Below are 21,980 nucleotides of genomic sequence, written 5' to 3' on the forward strand. Positions count from 1 at the left end.
CCGCCGGCGGCTTTGATCCTGTCGCCTATGCGATTGAACAGATCGAGCTTGAACTTTTTCAGGTGGCCCGGAATGAACAGGCAGACCTTCCCCGGATCGATCATTCTTTGCTGGAGACGATCAGAAATGGACCCCTGACGCCCGCGCTAAAGTTTTCTGCCGCCTGAAGCGCCAAAATAACTCTCTCTTTGGGGTTTACTTTCGGCGTGGCGAACATCGCGCCAAGGGCTATTTGTGCGCCGCAACCGCAAGCCGCGATTCCATCCATATTTTCTCCTACCTGATAGTCGCTACTAATTACAAAAAGACGTCCCTCGTAAGCTACCAGAAAATCCCCACCCTTTTCTGCTTCGTTTACACGCACAGCATATCCGCCGTTTTTTAGGCAGGCTCTGACTTCATTTACAAAGTCAGTTACCATGAATGCATATACATCCTGATCTGTCCGGCGAACTGGCGGAGTGAAAGAGTGGGCGAGTAGTTGTCCCATCCGAAATGATGTTGTAAAGCCGATTACAAACGGGCCATTTCGGAACACCTTGGAGTCAGACCTTACTATAAGGTCAAGCCGCGAAACTCCGGCACTGTCGCCGCCAATCAATACTTCCTTGCCGGAAACCAAGCCTACAATGCAGGTCAATTCCAATACTCCGTCACCCAAGATTCATCGACTGCCGGCGGCTTCGGAACGCCGTGAAAATAGACAATTCGTGCGCTGCCCAAGCCCTTGCCGCGAACATGCGCCTTGTAGGAGACGACATCGCCGGGCCACAGCACATCGATGTGCTCGCGATAATCGCGTAGCGTTCCGGGACCGCTCCCGCGATGCGGCTCTCCAGTTGGGACGTTGGAAAGCATTGGGGTGGCAAGCATCGCATTTTCATTTTGATGACGAGCTGCGGCGCTTCCTGAGCGCGTAAACCGGGTCATTGGGATGCGCTGCTCCGATAGGTTGCCGCAAGCCGAACCGCTCTTCCTCGGGGACCGCTGGTGGGGTCTGCTCTTCGAACCAATCGTAAACCACGGTCCGTTCGGCAATGCGCCACGCCCCTTCCCTCTTCTGAAGCTGATCGCAGTAACGGCCGCAGAGGAGCACCTGGCGTGCTTCTCCGTCGTTGTCTGGTCCGCGTTGCAGCGCGGTGAAATAGCTCTCGACCACGGCCTCCGCCGGATCGATGAATTCAATCAATACGTTCGTGATCTGGTGGATTAAGCGCGGTCCGGTCTTGAAGACACCAAGCGCAAACTCAATGAAGCCCTCGGCTGAGCCACAATAGGCGCCGTGATTGTCATGCGCATCGGGCCAATACGCACTGCGCAGCGCAGCCTCATCCGCGCGGTCTATACCGCGGCAGTACCGATAAAGGCAGTCGCGGATCGCCTCGCGGTCGAGTAATTCGGTGATTTTTTCCTGGCCCATCGCTCTGTCGCAAATTCTGAGATTGGAAGGCGTTTCGCGCCTCTAGGTGCGTGCAAGGACGAACCCATCGGCAATTGAAGAAGCCAGAACGGAGGCGAACTTCACGTGTCGTGTGCGTGTCATGGAGGTCTCGATGCGGGAGAGGAGGTAGGCAGGGAAGCGGCCGGACGCCTTGCTTTGCGGTGTGGGGCTACGTCTCGTCGATTCCACCTAATCTTCCCCAGCTCTTGGTTGAATGGCGGCTGGTTCGAACCGCGCGGCCGATGTGCGATCGACTTCCAGCGCACGTTCGGGGCAGGATCGCGCGCCTTGTGACGCACGCAGTTGCTCCCCCTCCGCAACCTCAATGTCACCCGGCAGGATGTAGCCCTCGTCATCAAGCTTGAAGATCTCGGGCGCTTGCGCCGAGCATCGCGCGTGACCCTGGCATTTGGCATTGTGGGCGATAATGCGCATAGCGCTGCCTCCATTGTCTTGGCATGGCTCGGGACAGCATGGTCATGACCAGTCCAGGATCAGATTTTCGATCCCGAACACATGGCCGCCAGAGGTGATGGGCGCTGTACCCTCCTTGATCTGGAAGGTCGGTATGCGCGCCAGCCACTCCTCCAGGCCAATGACAATCTCGCGCCGGGCAAGGTGTGAGCCAAGGCAACGGTGGGGACCATAGCCAAAGGCGGCGTGGCGGTTGTGCTCTCGCGCCAGATCGACCGTGTTGGGGGAGTCGAATTCCTCCGGGTCGCGATTTGCAATCATCGTGGCGCAGGACACATAGTCCCCCTTTCGGATCGGCGCGCCTTCGAAGTCGATATTTTTCGTAGCCACGCGGATCAACTGAATGGGCGGATAGGCCCGCAGCAATTCTTCGGTTGCGAGCAGGATGCGGTCCGGTTCGCTGCGCAGCAGTTCCTGATCCTTGAGGTTGCGCGCTAGATAAGCCAGGTCAAAGCCTATAGCTGCTGCGACGGTGTCAAGTCCCGCGACGAAGACAAGCACGCCGATGCCACGGATCTCCTCGTCGGTTAGCCGGCGGCCCTCGACCTGTGCCTGCACGATGAAGGTCATGAGATCGTCGACCGGATCCTTGCGGCGATTGGTTGCAAGTTCGTCGATGAAAGCCACAATCTTGCGGGCAGCCACAGGTCGTTCCACATCGTTGCCGTGGAGCAGATCTTTCGCCCAGCCGACAAATGTATCGAGTCCCTGATCCGGCAACCCCAGAAAGCGAAGGAAGATGCTGACAGTGAACGGAAAGGCAAAATCCTTCATGACGTCGCAGCTCGTGCCCGATGCGGTGATCCCGTCGATCAGGGCTATCGCTCGCTCACGGATAGCCGGTTCCAGTGCCGTCACCCGCTTGGGCGAAAGCAGCGGACTGAGTAGCGAGCGAAAGACGCCATGGGCCGGTGGATCGAGCTCAAGCGGGATCGTCGGCCAGGTTTCGCCCAGTATAGAGGAGAAGATGCTGCGATGGCTGGAAAAAGTTTCAGCGTCCTGCAACACCTTACGCTGGTCTGCGGCGCGGGTGATGACCCAGGTGCCCCGGCCATCTTGCGTGTTGTAGGGGGAATAGAAGATTGGAGGCCCGTCATGGGCGCAAGCGACGGCTGCGTGTGGATCCCCGTTGGGCGTTGGTGGCATGCCTGGCGATGTGAACAGGCTGAAGTCTCTCACCATTTCGGGCGGGACATGATCCGGAACCGGGTTGATCGCCATTGGATTTCTCCTGCCGTCTAACCATTAACCAGGCCGCGCGGCATGGCATCTTGGCCATCCGGAAGCTTGTTGCCGTCTTGGCCAGACCGCTGCCTGCCCGCCAAAGAGCCTACGAGCGAAATCGTCGGAGAAGCAGCGTTTTCCAGCTTCGAATGGGGAGTCGGAAATGAAGCTCTTTCCCACAACGGGTTCAGGCCGGTCATCTCTTCCAGGACATCGGTAGCGCGGCACGCGAGAGGCGGTACCCGTCGACATCGCTTCGCCGATTTCCGCGAGCGCAGGCGATGAGGGCATGAGCAAACATGCTGGTCGAATCTCATCTGCTCCTCGATCGATGGCCTTTGGCCGGTGCCAGGCGAACTGCGGGTGTCCACGCCAGTCACGCCGGTCGGGCTTTCACAGGCGATGCCTTTGGACAGATCGGCTCGACGCGTACCCGACATGTTGTCTTCCTTGGTTGCATTGATCACGGTGTCACCCACAACATGAACGCTAGGCGGTACCTGCCGCCTCACGAGAGAGCTTCAAAAATCGTGCCAGCGGCGCGGAAGAGCCCTGCAGGAGATTTTCTATATACCGTTCAACAGTTTGAGTGACTTCGCAGCCGCAAGCGTGGCGGAGCACAGCCGTGTCGCGGACCTGACAGACCTGACAGCAAGGTCGCGGCAGCTTCAAAATGCTCCGCGAGTGCAAGGCGGTTTTCCCGTCACCTCGGGACAGTGCCCGCCTCACGCAAGCGCAGTTCAGGAAGATGCAAATGGCCAGCTTGCTAAAGGACGTGCTGGCTTTTTTGTACCCATTGCCGATTTCGAAGCTGTCTGCGAGCCTCGATAGGGCGAAGCGCGTAGGCCCGTCAGCCGGCTCAATCCTGAGAACGGAGGCCAATAGGGACCCTCGTCAAGTTAACCCGATCGACTCCTGTCCCTCGTTCCGAGTATGAGCCCCAGATTTTCGCTCCGAATACGAGCCACATATTCTCTGCGCCGGCGACCGGGCGACCCTCTGGTCCGACTTCCGACATTGTTGTCCAGCTTCGGACAAAAGAGGCTCGGGCCTTGATACGGCTAAAGAGGATCCCCTCTGCCCAGAGCTCACGATCAGGTGATTATGGGCGCGCTCTGTCTCGGCGAAGGCATGGTTTCTGGCCGCTCAAGGCAAAGAGTGTCGCTGCAAAAATCACTGTGAACCCCTGCCTAGAATCGAATGGCATAGCGCTTGCGTCATACGTGGCAGAACCCATCACAAGGTGGACAGGAGCAAGACCATTGCTGACATCGCGACGCCCCATACAAGTGCGTAGTGAAACAGTTCTCGTTGCCACAATTCGAGACCTCGTTTTCTTCAAACGCGCGTGCTCGCGAGCGGTGTTGCCACGGCTGATCCAAGGCCGGCACGCGAGCGCGGGGCGCTCGGCGGAATTTTCGGCCGAGATCGATGCCGTGTCAGTTTCAACCGAAAAAGCAGCGCATCAGTTTTTACTCCAGGAGCAACATTGATGACCGTCAAAAAAAAGGTTCCTTTCGTCACCTTTCTAACGCGTGTTCGCGATGATTCAGTCCAAGGGCCAAATCCATACCGTTGGGAAGAAAAGACATCCGACGACTACTTTGTCGGCAAGCGCGTCATACTGTTCTCGCTGCCAGGCGCCTTCACCCCGACCTGCTCGACCTATCAACTGCCCAACTTCGAAGAGCTCTACGACGAGTTCGAGAAGGAGGGAGTTGACGCGATCTACTGCATGTCCGTCAACGATGCCTTCGTCATGAATGCCTGGGGCAAGGCCCTGGGGCTGGAGAAAGTCCAGCTCATCCCAGACGGCTCGGGCGAGTTCACCCGCAAGATGGGCATGCTGGTTGCCAAGGACAATCTCGGCTTCGGCATGCGCTCCTGGCGCTACGCTGCCGTCATCAACAATGGCGTGGTGGAGCGGTGGTTCGAGGAGGACGGTTTCTGCGACAACTGCGAGACCGACCCCTATGGCACATCGTCGCCACAGAACGTCCTTGAAACGCTGAAAGCAGCAAATCCGTGACGGCCGCATGATCCAGAAGAGCCAACGTCTCGAAAGATCCCACTGCACAAGGCCAAGAGTCGCTCGGTAGGAGTTTCACGCTAACCATGCAGTCCTCAGCAAGCCTGCTTCAGCGTCAGAAGCAATCGTTCGTTTTGACACCGCAAATGATGGAGTCAATTCGCCTGCTGCAACTGGCGCATCCCGAACTGCATCAGTTCGTCGAGCAGGAAATCGAGAAGAACCCCTTTCTGGAACATGCATCAAACGATGGCCGGGCGCCGAAGGATACTCCGTCGATCTCGGCCGAAAACCCCCACATCGGACCGACGACGGGCGGAATATCGGATCGGGCCTCGGAGTGGAAATCAATCCGCGGCAAAAACAATGTCGCAACGGGGGGAAACAATGCTCTCGAAGATACCTGCACGTCCACCGAAACACTGCACGACCATGTCGCTCGTCAGATCGCTCTCAGCGCATTCGCGCCGCTGGAGCGGCGAATAGCTGGCGAGCTTGCCGGTTATCTGGAAGACAACGGGTACGTTCAGGTGAACCTTTCGGAACTAGCCAGCAGCCTGAATGTCCGGGAGGCTGACGTGGAACGGGTTCTCGGAACCTTGCAGCAGTTCGATCCACCGGGGATTTTTGCGCGAACTCTCAGCGAATGCCTTGAGATACAATTGCGGCAGCTAGACAGGTTCGACCCGGCGATGGCAGCGCTGGTCGCCAATCTTGAAGCGCTAGCGCGACGCGATTTTCAGGCATTGAAGCGCCACTGCGGTGTCGACGAAGACGACCTTCTCGATATGTTGCACGAAATCCGCGCGCTCGATCCCAAGCCTGGAAACCGATTCCAATCCGGAGGGCCTGAAGCGATCATACCCGACGTCTTGGTCCTGCCCTCGCCCGCAGGCGGATGGCAAATCGAACTCAATCCAGACACGCTGCCCAAAGTGCTGATGAACCAAACCTATTTTGCCGAGGTCTCGCGCCTAAGCACGCACAATTCGAAAGATCAGGCATTTCTCAACGAATGCCTCCAAAACGCGAACTGGCTAATCCGCAGCCTTGATCAGCGCGCCAAGACAATCCTCAAGGTCGCGGCTGAAATCATCCGCCAGCAGGACGCTTTTTTGGAACACGGCGTCGACCACCTGCGGCCTCTCAGTCTCAGGACTGTCGCGGATGCGGTCAACGTGCACCAGTCGACGGTAAGCCGGGTGACGTCGAACAAATACATGCTGACCCCGCGTGGCGTGTTCGAGCTGAAGTATTTTTTCACCGTCGCGATCGCCTCCTTCGAAGGCGGCGACGCGCACTCCGCCGAAGCTGTCCGCCATCGTATCAAGGCGATGGTTACCTTGGAATCGCCCGACGAAGTGCTTTCCGACGACGACATCGCCACCCGGCTCAAGGAAACGGGGATTGACATTGCTCGCCGTACGGTTGCGAAATATCGTGAGGCGCTAAACATCCCGTCCTCCTCGCGACGTCGCCGGGAAAAGCGCGTGTGGCTTCGATGCCAATCAAGCCCGGGCGGCGGCGCCCACGAAAGTGGCTCTTAATCCAATGCGAACCCGTCCTTGACCCGTGCCAAGTGGCTTTGGCCTTCCTCCGGGCCAAAACAGCTTTCGAAATCTCGACACTCCTGACAACTGGGCGCGGTGCATAGCGAAAAGCCTTCAGCCTCGCAGAGCTTACGATAGAAGTACTTCTTCCATTTCATGTTGTTGGTGTTGCCGGCCGCCAGCGCCGGGAAATGCCTGGCGATCAAGCGGCTGAGCTCGGCGCGATTCAAAAGGCCAAGGTCCTGCCACAGATGGTCATTGCGCAAACTACGCCTGGCGATGATCTTGGCGAAGAGGGTGCTCGCCGGATCGCCTGGCCTGGCATGCCCAATGAGCAGGCAGCGCAGAAGCCCTTCCTCCATATCCGGCTCGGGATCAGTGAGCTTTTCCAGCGCGAAGGCGTTGACGGGCATAGCGGGGAAACAGCGTGTAACGAGATCTCGCAGATCGGCGCGCGAAAGGCCGGTTGCTTCGGTCGCGGTCGCCTTGCCGGCCTCAACCTCCTCCAGCGCGAGGTAGATAACACATGCAAGCACATGCTGGTCGAACGCCGTCGCCTGGTCGGTCGGCGGCCATTGGCTGGTGCTTAAACAGCCATAGTGATGTGCGAACGTGGCGCCGTTCTCCTGGTCTTGTCCCCAGCTCATGCAGCTAGCGTGTCGGCCGCAAGGTGGGTCTGGCAGTTCTTCGGGCAGACGCGGCCGCAGGCACCGCAGCCGATGCAGCGGCCGGCATGGTCGACGATCATGACCATGCGGTTGAGTTCGCCGTCGAAGTCGTCGTCCTCGCCCGCGCAGATGCCCAGGATTTCGCCTGCGTCATCGACGCCATGAAGGTGCATGACCTCGCGCGAGCAGACCTTGAAGCAGCGGCCGCAGCCGATGCAGGTCGCGCGATCGATCGCCGTCAGATAGTGCGGCGTCCATGGAGAGCCGTCGCGGGTGACAAAAGCGCCCGTCATTGTGAATTCTCCAACGCCGCGAGCTCTTCCTCTGCCGCATTTAATTCGGCAAAAATCCCGGAGGCTTTCCTGGCGACCGCCTTGATCTCGGTCCAGTTGAGCGGCAGGTCCTCGGCAAGGCCGTGCAATTCCATCTTGGCGGCTCCCGCGCGCGACTGCAGCTTGCGGACCTTCTTCTGCAACATTTCACGGTCTAACATGATCTCCTCCTCGCAAGCCGGTTTTCTTACGCCCGCACCATGTCGGGACGCGCTTCGAAGGCCGCGACCGCATCGCCGGTTTCGTACTGACCTCGGCGAGTTTTCGAAACATCTCGAGCCGAACCGTTGATGCCGATGGTGCATGGGAGACGCTACAGCCAGCTTATGCAATCCCGCGCGGCGGGACGCAGGTCCGTATGTTGCAGCTTCGAGTTCGGCATAAGAGCGGTGGGTCGCAGCGACAATCAAGATCTTGTGCCCGACGTCGACCCGGGGGGTTAGCGCATGCTGGGCGGGAGTCGATTTTGGCGACACCTTTATGCCGGAGAACGCGTATCTGCCGCGGACCCGGCGCGTTGCTTTCCTTCGCTCCAATGATCGCATCAAGCAGGATCTAAATGATCGCGCGGCTGCCGCCTCAGGAGGAAGCCTCAAGCGCCGTGCCGGGAACGCAGGACGAAGCTCATAAAGAATTGCCTGCCTCCCGTTCATCGGCTTACTCGAGAGCGCGGCATGAAGACTGGTCGGCACCAGGCGTGTCGTGGATTCGAAAGATCCGGCGACAGGTTGCGGCCGCTTTTTCAGCAACGGCCCGACAGGATTGCTGGAGAGGCAAGCTGAATTCACGCCGCGTTCAACCGCGTTGCACAGTGGTCTCATCCCACCCCTTTGTCAGCTCCAAGGCCTGCCGTTCGAACAGGCGGCGGTAGATGCCGTCGTGACGGATCAGCATGGCATGGTCGCCCTGCTCGGTGATGCAACCGCGGTCGAAGACAAGCAGCCGGTCGAGTTCCCGCACCGTCGAGAGCCGGTGCGCAATGACGAGCGTGGTGCGCCCGACCATGAGCCGCTCCATCGCCTTCTGGATCAGCACCTCCGATTCCGAGTCGAGGCTCGATGTCGCCTCGTCCAGAATCAGGATCGGGGCATCGGCGAGGAAGGCGCGCGCTATCGCCACACGCTGGCGCTCGCCGCCTGAAAGCTTCACGCCGCGTTCGCCGACCAGCGTAGCGTAGCCGTTCGGCAGGCGCGCAATGAAGTCATGCGCGCTGGCGAGCCGCGCCGCCTGCTCAATGTCGGACCGAGAAGCACCCGGCCGCCCATAGGCTATGTTCTCGGCCAGCGAGCGGTGGAACAGAAGGGGCTCCTGCTGTACGATCGCGATCTGCGAGCGCAGCGAGGCCTGCGTCACCCGCGAGATGTCCTGCCCATCGATCAAGATTCGTCCAGCATCCAGGTCGTAAAGCCGCTGGATGAGCTTGACGAAGGTGGTCTTGCCGGAGCCAGAGGGGCCGACCAGACCGACCCGTGCGCCGGCCTCAATCGAAATCGACAAGTCGCTGTAGAATGGCGACCAATGATTGCCGTAGTGGAAATGGACGCTCTCAAAATCGATGTGACCCTTCGTGATCCGGATCGGCTTGGCGCCCGGAACATCCGCCACGTCGGGCGGCTGGCTGTAGGTTTGGACCAATTCCTCCATCTCATTTACAGAGTGCTGGATGTTGCGCACGTGTTTGGAAACATCACGCAAGTAGCCATACAGGACCGTGAAAGACGCGAGCACCAAGGCGATGTCACCTGGAGTAGCCTGGCCGCGTGACCACACAAATAAGGCATAGCCGATCAAAGCCGCTCTCATCGCAAGAAGCATGATTCCCTGGAATGCACCACTGACCGTCCCGCGCACCCAGGTCCGGCGGGTGCGGTGCCGCCACTTGGAGATGACTTTCTCGAGCCGATAATCTTCCCGCACCTCGGCGCCGAAGCCTTTGACCACCGCGTTACAGCTTATCGCGTCCGCGAGGGAGCCGCCAAACCTCGTATCCCAGTTGTTGGCAAGGCTTGCCGCTGGCGCCACATAGCCGAGCGACAGGATAATAATCAGCGCCACATAGCCAACCGAGCCGCAGGCGATGATCAGCCCCATCATCGGCCAGTACCAGCCGAGCAGAACGCTCGAGCCCACGAGCATGATGAGCGAGGGTAACAACGCGAGAAGGATCGTGTCATTGAAGAGGCAGAGCGCCCACATGCCGCGCGTGATCTTGCGCACCGTCGAGCCGGCGAAGGTTTTCGCATGCCAATCGGTCGAAAAGCGCTGGACGCGATGGAACGCGTCGCTGGCGATGTCGGACATCATGTTCAGAATGAAGTCATTGATGGCAATGAATGCGACGTTGCGCATGACGACGGCGCCGAGTGTGAGCGCAATCAACATTGAAAAGGCCGCAAGAGCCGCATCCCACACGACGGCGTCGGCTGCCGCTCCTTGGGCGACCGCGTCTACGAGCCGTCCGGAATAGAGCGGCGTCAGGACGTCGAGGAGCGTTGCGACAAGCACCGCGATCATAATGATCGCGAGCCGGACCGGCTGCCTGCTCCAGTGGCGTATGGTGAAGGCGAAAACGTCGCGAAAGGCGGCGCCGCGCAGATCGATGTGAAAACGACGCCTGGCTTTATACGAGCGCACCAGGACGCTCGGTCTCAAGAAACCTGGAATGGAAGGTTTGTGTGAGGACGAAAACTTCGCTCGGAACGAGGGTAGCTGATCTGGACCTGACATGCTGCTTTCTTTCCTTCGTTCCATCGATCGCGACGTCATCCGCGAGATGAATATCGGGCACGCGCTGCCTTACGAGGAGAGAACCGCAATAGCCGTGCCAAAGGCTCGGAAAGAAGCTCAGAAGAATTTTCTGCATATTCTTCAATGACAAACGAGATCTCAGCAGGGAGCGGGGCGGAACAGCGCCGTGTCGCGCACCCGACAAACCCGACAGGACGCATTGGTCGCGCGGGCATCCGTGGCGAACGGCCGACAGAATTGCTCCTCACGCGAAGCGGAATTCACGCCCGATTCAATGGCGTTGCGCGTTGAACAATTCCCGCGGATGTCGGACATGCGACATAGCAGTGTTGGACCACCATGCTGTTTTGAAATGATTTCCTTCTTTGGCACAGTCCATGCGTAGCTGTTCGCGAACGCGTCCCGGCCTGAAGGAGAAACAGTCCATGATCCAGCACACCGAAAACGCCGTGGCCAAAAGACCGCGCTTTCTCGGGCCGGCGCAAGGCTGGCGCATCAAGTCGGGGCGGGCGGCCGCGCCGGCTCCAAGAAGCGAGCGGGCCGAGTGTGGCGGCGGCAACTCCTTCGGCTAGCCATCATCATGACAGACCGCGCGTGCGCTTTGCGTGATTGCGCTCAGGAGAAGGATCACATCCATGAGGCCTGTTTATCTGGACAACAACGCAACGACACGGGTCGATCCTGAAGTCGTTCAAGCAATGCTGCCGTTTTTTACGGACCAATTCGGCAACCCTTCGTCGAGCCACGATTTTGGTGCTTCCGCCGGGGCGGCGGTGAGAAAGACGCGCCTGCAGGTGCAAACGCTGATCGGCGCGGAGTTCGACGACGAGATCACGTTCACCTCGGGCGGGACGGAAAGCGACAACGCGTCGATACTTTCGGCGCTCGAGGTGATGCCTGAGCGTATTGAGATCGTGACTTCCGCCGTCGAGCATTCGGCCGTGCTGACGCTTTGCGCCCACCTTGAGAAGACGCGCGGCATCAAGGTGCATAGGATCCCGGTGGATCGCCACGGCCGGCTCGACCTCGACAGCTATAAGGCCGCCGTCACCTCGCGCGTGGCGATCGTCTCGATCATGTCGGCGAACAACGAGACCGGAACGATCTTCCCGGTGGTCGAGCTTGCTGAGTTGGCCAAGGAAGTCGGCGCCCTTTTCCATACCGACGCGGTGCAAGCGGTCGGCAAGCTTGCGATCGACTTGAAATCGGCGGCAATCGATATGCTGTCTCTCTCCGGTCACAAATTACACGGACCGAAAGGGGTCGGCGCACTTTATGTAAAGCGCGGCGTGCGCTTCTCTCCGCTGATCAAGGGGGGGCGCCAGGAGGGCAACCGCCGCGCGGGCACGGAGAATACGCCAGGCATCGTCGGCCTCGGCGTGGCAGCCGATCTTGCCTTGAAATTCATGGACGACGCGAACACACGGGTAAAGGCGTTGCGCGACCGCCTGGAGAAAGAACTTCTCCAGCGCATCCCACACACCTTCGTCGCCGGCGATTTACTGAAGCGGTTACCGAACACCGCAAACATCGCCTTTGAACATATCGAAGGTGAGGGCATACTGCATTTCCTCAATCGCGAGGGCATCGCCTGCTCCTCCGGCTCTGCTTGCGCGTCCGGCTCGCTGGAGCCGAGCCACGTCTTGGTGGCGATGAATATCCCCAATAGCGCGGCACACGGCGCAATCCGTTTCTCCTTTTCGCGCAACAATGGCGAGGAGGACGTCGACCGGGTGCTCGAGGTCATGCCCGGGATCGTTAAGAAGCTGCGAGACCTTTCCCCGTCTTCGCCAGCCAGGTCAGAGGACTTCAATCGGTTCCAGGTCTGGGCGACGACGCAACCCCGGCCGCCGTTTCCGGTCAAGGAAAATGCAATGCGCAGTTGTTTCGCTGAAAGCTGTGCCATCGATGTCACCGACATCCTCGCCCGGCTGAAGAGCCTGTCGGCTGCGGAGGAGTTCTTCGCAGTCCTTGGCATCTCTTATGATCCGAAGGTGCTCAATGTCTCGCGGCTCCATATCATGAAGCGCATGGGCCAATACCTCGCTGAAGAGGATTTCGCCGGTCTTCCTGACGGGGTGATCGCCGCGCGGGCGCGTGCGACGTTGGAACGCGCCTATGAGGATTTCGCGACATCCTCGCCACTCACGCACCGGGTCTTCAAGGTTCTCGAAGAGCACGATCCGGACAAACCGGCCACTCGGGACCACACCTTTGTCCCGTTCGATTCGATCTTGAGGCGGTTCGGGACAGAATGAGCGCGACACGGTTGCGACGCGACAATGTCGAAAAGCCGACAAATCCGGTCATCACGACGGCACCTTTCGGAAGAAAACAACCCATCTCAAAGGGGACAGAGCAACGCAAAACGGTTGGCACGAATGATGCTGCGAAGGAGATGAACGCCAGGGCCGCTTGCGGGTTGGAGCCGAGAAGGACGCAATGCACATTGTAATCTGTATCAAGCAGGTGCCGGACTCCGCGCAGATCCGTGTCCACCCGGTGACGAACACGATCATGCGCCAGGGCGTGCCGACCATCATCAACCCTTACGACCTGTTCGCCCTCGAAGAGGCACTTAGATTGCGCGGCGCCCATGGCGGCGAGATCACCGTGCTTACGATGGGTCCGCCGATGGCAGAAGATTCGCTGCGCAAGGCGCTCACCTACGGCGCCGACCGCGCGGTACTCTTGACGGACCGCTGTTTTGCCGGCTCCGACACGCTGGCGACCTCCTTCGCGCTTTCTCGGGCAATCGTGAGAATTGGCGAGACCTTCGGCGCGCCGGACATCGTATTCGCCGGCAAGCAGACGATTGACGGCGATACCGCCCAAGTCGGGCCCGGCATCGCCAAGCGCCTCGGCCTCGTGCAGTTCACCTATGTGGCGAAGATCGCCTCTATCGATCTTGATGCACGCGAGATCACTGTCAAGCGCCGTTCGGAAGGCGGTACACAGATGCTGAGAAGCAGGCTGCCTTGCCTCATCACAATGCTGGAAGGCACCAACGAAATCCGCAGGGGCTCGCTCGACGATGCCATGCGCGCCGCGCGCAGCCACATCGAGAAGTGGAGCGCGGCCGAAGCTGGCATTGAGGACCTCAACAAATGCGGCCTGCGCGGCTCGCCGACGGTCGTCAAGCGCGTTTTCGCCCCTACCACGCGGGCGGAAAAGGCGACGCAGATCGACATGACCGACAAGACGCAGCATGACCTCGCCGACGAACTGATCGCCGCAATCTTCACCCGCCAGCCAGCGCTGGAACACGAACTCGCCTTCGACGGCGGCCAGTGGCGGCAAGGAGAGAGATGTTGAACGCGAACCGCGAAGCCCCTCCTTCCGCCGGCCGTGCCGGCATCAAGAAGGAATTGCCTGAGCACTTTAGGGACTATCGGCATGTCTGGGTTTTCATCGAACTGGAACGCGGCGAGGTCCATCCCGTCTCCTTCGAACTGATTGGCGAAGGCCGCAAGCTCGCCGACAAGCTTGGCATCCAGCTTGCGGGAATCGTGCTCGGACCGCCGGGTGAGGCCACCCAGCATGCCGTTGCCGAGGCCTTCGCTTACGGCGCCGACCTTGTCTACCTCGTCGAGGCGCCGCTGCTTGCCGACTATCGCAACGAGCCTTTCACCAAGGCGATGTCGGATCTGGTCAATACCCACAAACCGGAGATCCTGCTTCTCGGTGCGACCACGCTCGGGAGGGATCTCGCTGGCTCAGTAGCGACGACCTTGCTGACAGGGCTCACTGCCGACTGTACCGAACTCGATGTGGATGTTGACGGTTCGCTCGCCGCGACCCGTCCGACTTTCGGCGGTTCCTTGCTATGCACGATCTATACGCTCAACTACCGGCCGCAGATGGCTACCGTACGACCGCGGGTTATGGCCATGCCACCGCGGACGGATAAGCCAGTCGGGCGTGTCATCCGGCACAAGCTGTCGATGACCGAGGAAGAGATCATCACCAAAGTCCTTGGCTTCAACCTCGATCGCCAATCGGCAAAGGCAAATCTCGCTTACGCCGACGTCGTGATTGCAGGAGGCCTCGGCCTCGGCTCAGCGGAGAATTTGCAGCTTGTGAAGAATCTAGCGCGGGCAATCGGCGCCGAATATGGCTGTTCGCGCCCGCTGGTCCAGAAGGGCTGGATGCCGGCCGATCGGCAGGTTGGCCAAACCGGCAAGACCATTCGGCCAAAGCTTTACATAGCGGCCGGGATTTCCGGCGCCATTCAGCATCGGGTTGGCGTGGAGGGGGCTGATCTGATCGTAGCCATCAACACCGACCCGAACGCCCCGATCTTCGACTTTGCCCACCTCGGCATCGTAACCGATGCGATCCGTTTCCTGCCGGCATTGACGGAAGCCTTCACCCGGCGGCTGTCGCCGCACAGCCACGACAAGCTTGCGAGCTAAGGGAGACGGCCATGATCGAGGAAGAATTCGACGCCATCGTCGTCGGGGCCGGTATGTCCGGAAACGCGGCCGCCTACACTATGGCAAGCCAGGGCCTGACGGTGCTGCAGTTGGAGCGCGGCGAGTATCCGGGCTCCAAGAATGTCCAGGGCGCCATCATGTACGCCGACATGTTGGAGCAAATCATCCCGGATTTCCGGAATGATGCGCCTCTCGAGCGGCATTTGGTCGAGCAGCGATTCTGGGTGATGGACGACACCTCCCACACCGGGATGCAGTATCGGTCGGATGATTTCAACGAGGCGAGGCCCAATCGCTACACGATCATCCGCGCCCAATTCGACAAGTGGTTTTCGCGCAAGGTGCGCGCGGCCGGCGCGACGGTTCTGTGCGAGACGACGGTGACCGAACTCGTCCGCAATGGCCAAGGTAAGGTGATCGGCGTGCGCACCGACCGGGCTGGCGGGCCGATCTACGCGGACGTCGTCGTGCTCGCGGAAGGTGTCAACGGACTGCTCGGTACACGGGCCGGCCTGCGCAAGATGCCGAAGCCAGAAAGCGTGGCGCTCGCTGTCAAGGAAATGCACTTCCTACCCGATGAGGTCATTGAGCAGCGCTTCGGCCTCCAGGGCGACGAAGGCTGCGTGATCGAAGCGGCGGGCACGATCTCCCGCAGCATGGCCGGACTTGCCTTCCTCTACACCAACAAGGAGTCGATCTCTCTGGGCATCGGCTGCCTCGTCTCCGATTTCGCCAAGACAATGGAGAGCCCATACGTTCTCCTCGATGTATTTAAAAACCATCCTTCGATCCGGCCGCTGATCGCGGGCTCGGAAGTCAAGGAGTATTCCGCGCATCTCATTCCCGAAGGTGGCTACAAGGCAATTCCGCAGCTCTTCGGTGACGGTTGGGTCGCGGTCGGCGATGCCGCCCAACTGAACAACGCTATTCACCGCGAGGGTTCGAACCTTGCCATGACTTCCGGTCGCATCGCCGGCGAGGCGATCATTGAGATCAAGGGCCGCAACCAGCCGATGATCAGGAAGAACCTCGCCCTCTACAAGACCATGCTGGACAAGTCCTTCGTAGTCAAAGACCTGCGGAAATATAAGGACATGCCGGCCCTGATACACACCAACTCCCGAAATTTCTTCATGACTTACCCGCAGTTGATGTCGAAGGCCGCGCAGAACTTCATGCGGGTCGACGGCACCCCTAAAATCGAGAAGGAAAAGGCGACCACTGCTGCCTTCATCAAGGCGCGTTCGCGCTGGGGGCTGATCAACGATGTGGTCCGCCTGGCACTCGCATGGCGCTGAAGGAGAAACAGGATGACCATCGCCGTGACGAAGCTACGCGTCGAGGAGAAGCTTTACCAGAATCGCTATCTGGTCGATCCGGGCCGCCCGCATATCAAAGTGCAACCCCACGAGAGGCCGAGCGCGAACCTGCTCGCGCTGACACACATCTGCCCCGCTAAGTGCTATGAGCTGAACGACAAGGGCCAGGTGGAAACCACTCCCGACGGCTGCATGGAATGCGGCACCTGTCGCGTGCTGTGCGAGGCCAGCGGTGAGATCGTGTGGAATTACCCGCGCGGCGGCTTCGGGGTCCTCTTCAAGTTCGGATGACTGGCACAAAGAGCGAGAATGAGAGGTTCGCAATTGCGGTCAACATCCGTCAACATCGTTCGCAATTAGCGAAAAGCTGAAAATACTATGTTTCTTTACTCAAAATACAAGAAAGGGCTCGGGAGGAGCACCTTGGACAACCCTTGAGGTGTTTGCATGGCTCACATGCTTCGAGATCAGGTCGGTGAAATTGCATCTCGGAACACCCCGCCTGAACCTGCGGTCGAAGCCGTGCGCAATGCGGACAGCTTGCTCAGGGGAATCTACGAGATATCCAAGCTTCTGACTGCCCCGGCCCGGCTGGAGATTACGCTTGCCAATGTCGCGAATGTCCTCTCCTCGTTTGTGCAAATGCGTCGTGGTGCAATCGTCGTCCTGGACGCTGAAGGTCAGCCGCAGATTAGCGCAACTAGCGGCGGCACTGTGCCTCAATCAGGCGCCGGCAGCGTCGTACCCCAGGCCGTAATAGACAAGATCGCCGCTACCGGAGTGCCGATCGTCATACAAGACACACGCACGTCTGAGCTATTTCAGGCTGATCCTCAATCGAGCAGCGATACGACCGCAACTGCCTTTATCGGTGTCCCGCTAAAGGCAGAGGAAAAGATCTTCGGGGCACTGTCGATTGACCGCGTCAGGAACGGTACCACCAGGTTCTGCTACGAGGAGGACTTACGCTTCCTGGCCATGGTCGCCAATCTGGTCGGCCGGACCATCCGCCTCCATCGCACTTTAAGCACAGCTCGTCAGCCACTTATCGAGCAACCGAGACCAGAGGAGTCGCTCGACGAGGATAGGACCCGTTCGGCCCCGCGTCCGCATGTCAAGATCGACGGAATCATTGGAGAAAGTCCCGCACTCAAGCAGGTGCTCGAGATCGTCTCGGTCGTGGCCAGGACCAATTCCACCGTGCTTCTGCGAGGCGAAAGCGGTACCGGCAAGGAGTTCTTTGCGCAGGCCATCCATAAGCTTTCACATCGAAGTGAGAAATCCTTCGTCAAATTGAACTGCGCCGCACTGCCCGAAAGTGTTTTGGAATCGGAGCTCTTCGGGCACGAGAAGGGCGCCTTCACCGGGGCTATCCTGCAGCGCGCCGGCCGGTTCGAATTGGCGAATGGCGGAACCCTGCTGCTTGATGAAATCGGCGAGATTTCGCCTGCCTTTCAAGCCAAGCTGTTGCGCGTCTTGCAGGAAGGAGAACTGGAGCGAGTGGGCGGCACTAGGACCCTAAAGGTTGATGTGCGGCTCATATGCGCCACCAATAAGGACCTCGAGGCGGCTGTCCGGAATGGAGAGTTCAGGGCCGACCTTTATTACCGCATCAATGTGGTGCCAATAGTCCTGCCTCCCCTCAGAGAACGGCCGGGCGATATTCCACGCCTTGCGAAAGCTCTCCTCGACCGATTCAACAAGGAGAACCATCGCGATCTTGCCTTCACGCCGTCGGCGCTTGACCTGATCTCGCAATGCTATTTCCCTGGCAACGTGCGTGAGTTGGAGAATTGTGTGCGACGGACGGCTACACTTGCGCGTTCAACGACAATAACTCCGTCGGATTTCGCCTGCCAGAACAGCCAGTGCCTTTCTTCGCTTCTGTGGAAAGGAGTCGCCCGTTCACATGGCGGCTATGCCGTCGACGAGTCCGCACGTGGCAATATGATGCCGGTTGCATCGCCGATGCCTGCCCCGCGAGTCGGCGCCTCACAGGATGAGGCATCGCCCGGCAAGACCTGCGACCCCAACCATCCCGCCTGCCCTGCAATGAACCCGCGTCTGACGGAACGCGACCGGCTGATCGATGCGATGGAGAAGGCCGGCTGGGTTCAGGCCAGGGCGGCTCGTGTCCTCGGTCTCACGCCGCGCCAGGTCGGCTATGCTTTGCGCCGGCATCGTATCGGCGTGAAGAAGTTCTAAACGTCATTGATGACATCACATTTGGGGTACGGTTGCTCCCCGCAACGGACGTAACTGAGACAACACGGTACGTTTCGCGACCACGTTTTGTTGTTGTCGGGGACCTGACAAACCCGTGTCGCAGGAAACTGACACAATTGGGCACAAAAGGCCGACGTAAGAGCCAACATAATGGATAAAGACCGCTTTTCGAGTTGGCATATCTCTTGCGCTCTGAAGTGCGATGTTCACACCACGCACGGAGCCGGTCGATGTCCGCACCGATGATTTCGCCACAGGACCTTTCCGGCACGACATTTTTCGATCAGTCGCCGGCGAGAGCGAAATCCACTGGTTGCGCATCTTCATCCTGCGGCTCCTCCGCAAAACCGCACGAGATGGACACAGCTGTCTGGGAGAAGATCAAGGATCATCCCTGCTTTTCAGAGGAAGCGCACCACTATTTCGCGCGAATGCATGTGGCGGTCGCCCCGGCGTGCAATATCCAGTGCAACTACTGCAATCGCAAATATGACTGCGCCAACGAGAGCCGGCCCGGGGTCGTCTCGGAAAGACTGACGCCCGACCAGGCGCTGCGCAAGGTGATCGAGGTCGCCAACGAAGTGCCGCAGCTTTCCGTACTTGGCATCGCCGGACCGGGCGATGCCTGTTACGACTGGAAGAACACAAGGGCGACATTTGAACGGGTCGCCAAGGAAATCCCCGATATCAAGCTGTGCATCTCCACCAACGGGCTCGCGCTGCCAGACCACGTCGCCGAGCTTGCCGAAATGAATGTCGATCACGTGACGATCACCATCAACATGGTCGACCCGCAGATCGGTACCAAGATCTACCCGTGGATCTTCTATGATCACCGCCGTTATACCGGCGTCGAGGCAGCCACGATCCTGCACGAACGACAGATGTCGGGGCTGGAGATGCTGACGGCGCGCGGCATCCTGACCAAGATCAATTCGGTAATGATCCCCGGGGTGAACGACGAGCACCTGATCGAGGTGAATAAATGGGTCAAGGAGCGCGGCGCGTTCCTGCACAATGTCATGCCGCTGATTTCCGACCCGGCACACGGTACGCATTACGGCCTGAGCGGGCAGCGCTGGCCCAAGGCAATGGAGCTGAAGGCCCTTCAGGATCGTCTCGAGGGCGGCGCCAAGCTGATGCGCCACTGCCGGCAGTGCCGGGCCGATGCTGTCGGCCTGCTCGGCGAGGATCGCGGCCAGGAATTCACGCTCGACCGGCTTCCCGACAAGGTCACCTACAACGCCAGCAAGCGCGAGACCTATCGGGCGGTGGTCGCGCGCGAGCGGGGCGATCGCATGGCGGCCAAGAGCGAGGCGCTCGGGATGGTGAAGACCGCGAGCTCCGGCAAGTCGCTTCTTGTCGCGGTAGCGACCAAGGGTGGCGGCCGCATCAACGTGCATTTCGGCCATGCGAAGGAATTCCAGGTTTATGAGGCCTCGCCGAAAGGGATCAGCTTCGTCGGTCATCGCAAGGTCGAGCAGTATTGCCTCGGCGGCTGGGCCGAGGACAAGAGTCTCGACGGCCTCATCTCTACGCTCGAAGGCGTAGACATCTTGCTGTGCGCGAGAATTGGAAATTGCCCAGAGGATCGACTCAAGGAAGGCGGCATCCGAGCAACGGATGCTTACGGGTATGACTACATCGAGACCGCCATCGGCGCGCTTTACGCCGCCGAATTTGGGGGCGAGCCACTGGCGGCGACGGCCTGAGCCGTCTCATTCCAACCGAACCGGAGTTGAAAATGGCCTTTAAGATCATCGCTTCCCAATGTACCCAGTGCGGCGCTTGCGAGTTTGAATGCCCTTCCGGAGCGATCAAGTTCAAGGGCGAGGCCTACGTGATCGATCCGAAAAAGTGCACCGAATGCGAGGGGGCCTTCGAAACGCAGCAATGCGCCTCGGTATGTCCGGTGTCGAAGACTTGCGTCCCCGCCTGAACCTCCATTTCGGCCACCGACACGGTCGAGGCGCCTGCGCCGGACCATTGATCCGCTGTTGAAAAGCTGCAGCCGCGAGAAAGGAACGGCCATGAGCCTCGGACGCGATCAGGACGTCGAAATCCGTTCACCCCCGCGATTCATGCCGGGTGAGCGTGTCCGCGCCATTCGCCACGTAAAAAATGACGGCACCTATCCTGGCAAGGAGATCGGCGAAAACCTGGTGCGCAAGGGCGATCAAGGCTATGTGCGCGACATCGGCACCTTTCTCCAGCAGTTCTACATCTATGCGGTGGAATGGGTCGATCGCGGCACCGTCGTCGGCATGCGTGCACGTGAACTCATGAGCCTTGATACGGCTGGGATTGCTTGCACTGCCGAAATCGGCGCTGGGTTTGACGAAGGAACGGCCGGATGAAGGTAATGATCCGCAGGACCGGTGCTGGCTTGTCGGCATATATTCCCAAAAAGGATATCGAAGAGCCGATCATCAAGGTCGACAACGAACACTTATGGGGTGGAGCTGTGACGCTGAAGAACGGCTGGCGGTTAGTCCTGCCCGACCTTCCGCGGGATACGCCTTTGCCGATTACCGTGGAGGCAAGGAAGATTTCCGACGAGGACTGACCGTCGGGTTGACACAAGAGAGCGGCAAAGGGATACGAGCATGAACACAATGACCTCAGGCCACCTCGTGGTCGTTCGGGACAGTTTTGCCGAAAGGCAGCTTGACCTTTTGAAGAAAGCGCTCGCGGCCGACGAGGTCATCCCCTATCTCGGCCCAGGTCTGCTTGAGATCCGCTCCGCGGGACCGCCCGTACCGCATACCCCCGAAGCCGTTGCCGCAGCGCTCAACAAGCGCACGCCGGCCCCTTCGAAGATTCGCACCAACATGTGGTCGGTAGCGCAGTATATCGAACAGCGCCGGCACCGCCGGACCCTTCAAGTTTGGATGGCCGAAATATTCGCGGCCCCAGTGGTGCCGACCATCTTGCATGCCTGGCTTGCAACGCTGCCGCTCTCCGTGATCGTCGACAGCTGGTACGACGGTGCCATGCGCGCGGCTCTAATACAGGCCCGCCGAACGGACGTCGTCGAAATACAGGGCGTGACACGGGCGCACGAGATCGGTGACATTTGGACGAAAGCCTACGATTTGTCCGGGATATTACTCGAATCCGCACCAGCGGCGAAGACGGTTCTCTACGCCCCTCACGGCGGTGCCAGGCCGGCCGCAAACTTCCTCGTGGCAGATTCCGACTACGTTGAAGTGCTGAGCGAAATCGACATCCAAACGCCGATCCCTGACCTGGTGAAGGAACGGCGAGCCAGCCGTGGTCTTTTCTTCCTCGGCTGCCGCTTCAACGATCAGATGCTACGCACCTATGCCCGACAGATTATGAAGCGCTCTCATGGCCCACATTTTGCGGCAATCGATACAGCAACGCTGACCAGGAACGAGCGGCGCTTCCTTGCAGAAAGGGCAATCACGGTCATTGACATGCCTACGGGTCAAGCGGCGGCCCGTCTGGTCGGACTGGGCAAGACATTGCATGAAAGCAAAAGTGCAATCGCTTGATCCATTCCCAGACGG

At 59.5% G+C, this 21,980-nt stretch carries 25 protein-coding genes and 1 pseudogene; 16 read left to right on the forward strand and 10 right to left on the reverse strand.

The genetic code is table 11. The features are described 5' to 3' along the window. Positions 1–100: 100 nt before the first annotated feature. The 6 genes from EJ067_RS11070 to EJ067_RS11095 all read right to left on the reverse strand — a co-directional run bounded on the left by EJ067_RS11070 (position 101) and on the right by EJ067_RS11095 (position 3,606). Positions 101–640, reverse strand: coding sequence for a hypothetical protein (locus tag EJ067_RS11070; protein WP_126079037.1), 540 nt, complete (start codon positions 638–640; stop codon positions 101–103). Next, positions 637–930 carry a hypothetical protein gene (locus EJ067_RS11075; protein WP_126085785.1) on the reverse strand — a complete coding sequence of 98 codons (294 nt, stop codon included), beginning with the start codon at positions 928–930 and terminating at the stop codon, positions 637–639. The genes EJ067_RS11070 and EJ067_RS11075 overlap by 4 nt, the downstream gene beginning before the upstream one ends. Further along, positions 881–1,420, reverse strand: coding sequence for a nuclear transport factor 2 family protein (locus EJ067_RS11080; RefSeq protein ID WP_126079039.1), 540 nt, complete (start codon positions 1,418–1,420; stop codon positions 881–883). The genes EJ067_RS11075 and EJ067_RS11080 overlap by 50 nt, the downstream gene beginning before the upstream one ends. A 210-nt stretch (positions 1,421–1,630) precedes the next feature. After that, a complete protein-coding gene (locus tag EJ067_RS11085; RefSeq protein WP_126079040.1) occupies positions 1,631–1,876 on the reverse strand; it encodes a ferredoxin in 246 nt (81 codons plus the stop codon). 42 nt (positions 1,877–1,918) lie between these two features. Continuing rightward, complete coding sequence (locus EJ067_RS11090; RefSeq protein WP_126079041.1) at positions 1,919–3,136, reverse strand: cytochrome P450; 1,218 nt, start codon at positions 3,134–3,136, stop codon at positions 1,919–1,921. A 17-nt stretch (positions 3,137–3,153) separates the two neighbouring features. Next, on the reverse strand, positions 3,154–3,606 hold the full coding sequence (locus tag EJ067_RS11095) for a hypothetical protein (RefSeq protein WP_126079042.1): 453 nt from the start codon (positions 3,604–3,606) through the stop codon (positions 3,154–3,156). A gap of 1,025 nt (positions 3,607–4,631) precedes the next feature. Here EJ067_RS11095 and EJ067_RS11100 point away from each other — a divergent pair. Further along, on the forward strand, positions 4,632–5,168 hold the full coding sequence (locus tag EJ067_RS11100; protein WP_126079043.1) for a peroxiredoxin: 537 nt from the start codon (positions 4,632–4,634) through the stop codon (positions 5,166–5,168). Positions 5,169–5,254: 86 nt separating this feature from the next. After that, on the forward strand, positions 5,255–6,715 hold the full coding sequence (rpoN, locus tag EJ067_RS11105) for an RNA polymerase factor sigma-54 (protein ID WP_126079044.1): 1,461 nt from the start codon (positions 5,255–5,257) through the stop codon (positions 6,713–6,715). On the opposite strand, the gene EJ067_RS11110 is transcribed toward rpoN, so the two are convergent. The 4 genes from EJ067_RS11110 to EJ067_RS11125 form a co-directional block, all read right to left on the reverse strand. Beyond that, positions 6,712–7,365, reverse strand: a complete 654-nt coding sequence (locus EJ067_RS11110) for a nitrogen fixation protein NifQ (protein ID WP_126079045.1) — start codon at positions 7,363–7,365, stop codon at positions 6,712–6,714. The genes rpoN and EJ067_RS11110 overlap by 4 nt on opposite strands. Beyond that, a complete protein-coding gene (gene fdxB / locus EJ067_RS11115; protein WP_126079046.1) occupies positions 7,362–7,679 on the reverse strand; it encodes a ferredoxin III, nif-specific in 318 nt (105 codons plus the stop codon). Before fdxB ends, EJ067_RS11110 begins: the two co-directional genes overlap by 4 nt. Next, positions 7,676–7,879 carry a CCE_0567 family metalloprotein gene (locus EJ067_RS11120; RefSeq protein WP_126079047.1) on the reverse strand — a complete coding sequence of 68 codons (204 nt, stop codon included), beginning with the start codon at positions 7,877–7,879 and terminating at the stop codon, positions 7,676–7,678. The genes fdxB and EJ067_RS11120 overlap by 4 nt, the downstream gene beginning before the upstream one ends. 634 nt (positions 7,880–8,513) lie before the next feature. Continuing rightward, complete coding sequence (locus EJ067_RS11125) at positions 8,514–10,370, reverse strand: ABC transporter ATP-binding protein (RefSeq protein WP_126083527.1); 1,857 nt, start codon at positions 10,368–10,370, stop codon at positions 8,514–8,516. A gap of 73 nt (positions 10,371–10,443) precedes the next feature. Here EJ067_RS11125 and EJ067_RS34535 point away from each other — a divergent pair, with 73 nt between their 5' ends. From EJ067_RS34535 to EJ067_RS11180, 14 genes and pseudogenes are all read left to right on the forward strand, one after another. Then, the gene (locus EJ067_RS34535; protein WP_189343233.1) at positions 10,444–10,593 is read left to right on the forward strand and encodes a hypothetical protein; all 150 of its coding nucleotides are present in this window, start codon (positions 10,444–10,446) and stop codon (positions 10,591–10,593) included. 298 nt (positions 10,594–10,891) lie between these two features. Then, entirely contained in the window at positions 10,892–11,038 is a 147-nt protein-coding gene (locus tag EJ067_RS34540; RefSeq protein ID WP_189343234.1) for a hypothetical protein, read from the forward strand. 63 nt (positions 11,039–11,101) lie between these two features. Continuing rightward, positions 11,102–12,238, forward strand: a pseudogene (nifS, locus tag EJ067_RS11130) (cysteine desulfurase NifS); the annotation flags it as partial. 102 nt (positions 12,239–12,340) lie between these two features. Then, positions 12,341–12,724, forward strand: coding sequence for a nitrogenase stabilizing/protective protein NifW (gene nifW, locus EJ067_RS35320; protein WP_126079048.1), 384 nt, complete (start codon positions 12,341–12,343; stop codon positions 12,722–12,724). 184 nt (positions 12,725–12,908) lie between these two features. Further along, positions 12,909–13,781 (forward strand): electron transfer flavoprotein subunit beta/FixA family protein, encoded by an 873-nt coding sequence (locus EJ067_RS11135; RefSeq protein ID WP_126079049.1) that lies wholly within the window; start codon positions 12,909–12,911, stop codon positions 13,779–13,781. Further along, positions 13,775–14,881, forward strand: coding sequence for an electron transfer flavoprotein subunit alpha/FixB family protein (locus EJ067_RS11140; RefSeq protein WP_126079050.1), 1,107 nt, complete (start codon positions 13,775–13,777; stop codon positions 14,879–14,881). The genes EJ067_RS11135 and EJ067_RS11140 overlap by 7 nt, the downstream gene beginning before the upstream one ends. A gap of 11 nt (positions 14,882–14,892) precedes the next feature. After that, on the forward strand, positions 14,893–16,200 hold the full coding sequence (locus EJ067_RS11145) for an FAD-dependent oxidoreductase (RefSeq protein ID WP_126085787.1): 1,308 nt from the start codon (positions 14,893–14,895) through the stop codon (positions 16,198–16,200). 12 nt (positions 16,201–16,212) lie between these two features. After that, the gene (locus EJ067_RS11150; RefSeq protein WP_126079051.1) at positions 16,213–16,512 is read left to right on the forward strand and encodes a ferredoxin family protein; all 300 of its coding nucleotides are present in this window, start codon (positions 16,213–16,215) and stop codon (positions 16,510–16,512) included. A gap of 156 nt (positions 16,513–16,668) precedes the next feature. Next, a complete protein-coding gene (nifA, locus tag EJ067_RS11155; protein ID WP_126079052.1) occupies positions 16,669–18,426 on the forward strand; it encodes a nif-specific transcriptional activator NifA in 1,758 nt (585 codons plus the stop codon). 251 nt (positions 18,427–18,677) lie between these two features. Continuing rightward, the gene (gene nifB / locus EJ067_RS11160) at positions 18,678–20,159 is read left to right on the forward strand and encodes a nitrogenase cofactor biosynthesis protein NifB (RefSeq protein ID WP_126079053.1); all 1,482 of its coding nucleotides are present in this window, start codon (positions 18,678–18,680) and stop codon (positions 20,157–20,159) included. Between the two features lie 32 nt (positions 20,160–20,191). Beyond that, positions 20,192–20,386: a 4Fe-4S binding protein gene (locus tag EJ067_RS11165; protein WP_066993254.1), complete on the forward strand. Its 195-nt coding sequence runs from the start codon at positions 20,192–20,194 to the stop codon at positions 20,384–20,386. Positions 20,387–20,477: 91 nt separating this feature from the next. Further along, positions 20,478–20,804, forward strand: coding sequence for a nitrogen fixation protein NifZ (locus tag EJ067_RS11170; RefSeq protein ID WP_126079054.1), 327 nt, complete (start codon positions 20,478–20,480; stop codon positions 20,802–20,804). Further along, the gene (gene nifT, locus EJ067_RS11175; protein WP_126079055.1) at positions 20,801–21,013 is read left to right on the forward strand and encodes a putative nitrogen fixation protein NifT; all 213 of its coding nucleotides are present in this window, start codon (positions 20,801–20,803) and stop codon (positions 21,011–21,013) included. The genes EJ067_RS11170 and nifT overlap by 4 nt, the downstream gene beginning before the upstream one ends. 40 nt (positions 21,014–21,053) lie before the next feature. Next, entirely contained in the window at positions 21,054–21,965 is a 912-nt protein-coding gene (locus EJ067_RS11180) for an SIR2 family protein (protein ID WP_126079056.1), read from the forward strand. The last annotated feature ends 15 nt before the right edge of the window (positions 21,966–21,980 follow it).

Origin of the sequence: Mesorhizobium sp. M1D.F.Ca.ET.043.01.1.1, from assembly GCF_003952385.1 — a bacterium.
Classification (GTDB): domain Bacteria; phylum Pseudomonadota; class Alphaproteobacteria; order Rhizobiales; family Rhizobiaceae; genus Mesorhizobium.

Coding starts and splice junctions, on each gene's coding strand:
- EJ067_RS11075 (WP_126085785.1), bottom strand. CDS start 930: ATGACCCGGTTTACGCGCTCAGGAAGCGCCGCAGCTCGTCATCAAAAT.
- EJ067_RS11080 (WP_126079039.1), bottom strand. CDS start 1,420: ATGGGCCAGGAAAAAATCACCGAATTACTCGACCGCGAGGCGATCCGC.
- EJ067_RS11085 (WP_126079040.1), bottom strand. CDS start 1,876: ATGCGCATTATCGCCCACAATGCCAAATGCCAGGGTCACGCGCGATGC.
- EJ067_RS11090 (WP_126079041.1), bottom strand. CDS start 3,136: ATGGCGATCAACCCGGTTCCGGATCATGTCCCGCCCGAAATGGTGAGA.
- EJ067_RS11100 (WP_126079043.1), top strand. CDS start 4,632: ATGACCGTCAAAAAAAAGGTTCCTTTCGTCACCTTTCTAACGCGTGTT.
- rpoN (WP_126079044.1), top strand. CDS start 5,255: ATGCAGTCCTCAGCAAGCCTGCTTCAGCGTCAGAAGCAATCGTTCGTT.
- EJ067_RS11110 (WP_126079045.1), bottom strand. CDS start 7,365: ATGAGCTGGGGACAAGACCAGGAGAACGGCGCCACGTTCGCACATCAC.
- fdxB (WP_126079046.1), bottom strand. CDS start 7,679: ATGACGGGCGCTTTTGTCACCCGCGACGGCTCTCCATGGACGCCGCAC.
- EJ067_RS11120 (WP_126079047.1), bottom strand. CDS start 7,879: ATGTTAGACCGTGAAATGTTGCAGAAGAAGGTCCGCAAGCTGCAGTCG.
- EJ067_RS34535 (WP_189343233.1), top strand. CDS start 10,444: ATGCTGCTTTCTTTCCTTCGTTCCATCGATCGCGACGTCATCCGCGAG.
- EJ067_RS34540 (WP_189343234.1), top strand. CDS start 10,892: ATGATCCAGCACACCGAAAACGCCGTGGCCAAAAGACCGCGCTTTCTC.
- nifW (WP_126079048.1), top strand. CDS start 12,341: ATGCGCAGTTGTTTCGCTGAAAGCTGTGCCATCGATGTCACCGACATC.
- EJ067_RS11135 (WP_126079049.1), top strand. CDS start 12,909: ATGCACATTGTAATCTGTATCAAGCAGGTGCCGGACTCCGCGCAGATC.
- EJ067_RS11140 (WP_126079050.1), top strand. CDS start 13,775: ATGTTGAACGCGAACCGCGAAGCCCCTCCTTCCGCCGGCCGTGCCGGC.
- EJ067_RS11145 (WP_126085787.1), top strand. CDS start 14,893: ATGATCGAGGAAGAATTCGACGCCATCGTCGTCGGGGCCGGTATGTCC.
- EJ067_RS11150 (WP_126079051.1), top strand. CDS start 16,213: ATGACCATCGCCGTGACGAAGCTACGCGTCGAGGAGAAGCTTTACCAG.
- nifA (WP_126079052.1), top strand. CDS start 16,669: ATGGCTCACATGCTTCGAGATCAGGTCGGTGAAATTGCATCTCGGAAC.
- nifB (WP_126079053.1), top strand. CDS start 18,678: ATGTCCGCACCGATGATTTCGCCACAGGACCTTTCCGGCACGACATTT.
- EJ067_RS11165 (WP_066993254.1), top strand. CDS start 20,192: ATGGCCTTTAAGATCATCGCTTCCCAATGTACCCAGTGCGGCGCTTGC.
- EJ067_RS11170 (WP_126079054.1), top strand. CDS start 20,478: ATGAGCCTCGGACGCGATCAGGACGTCGAAATCCGTTCACCCCCGCGA.
- nifT (WP_126079055.1), top strand. CDS start 20,801: ATGAAGGTAATGATCCGCAGGACCGGTGCTGGCTTGTCGGCATATATT.
- EJ067_RS11180 (WP_126079056.1), top strand. CDS start 21,054: ATGAACACAATGACCTCAGGCCACCTCGTGGTCGTTCGGGACAGTTTT.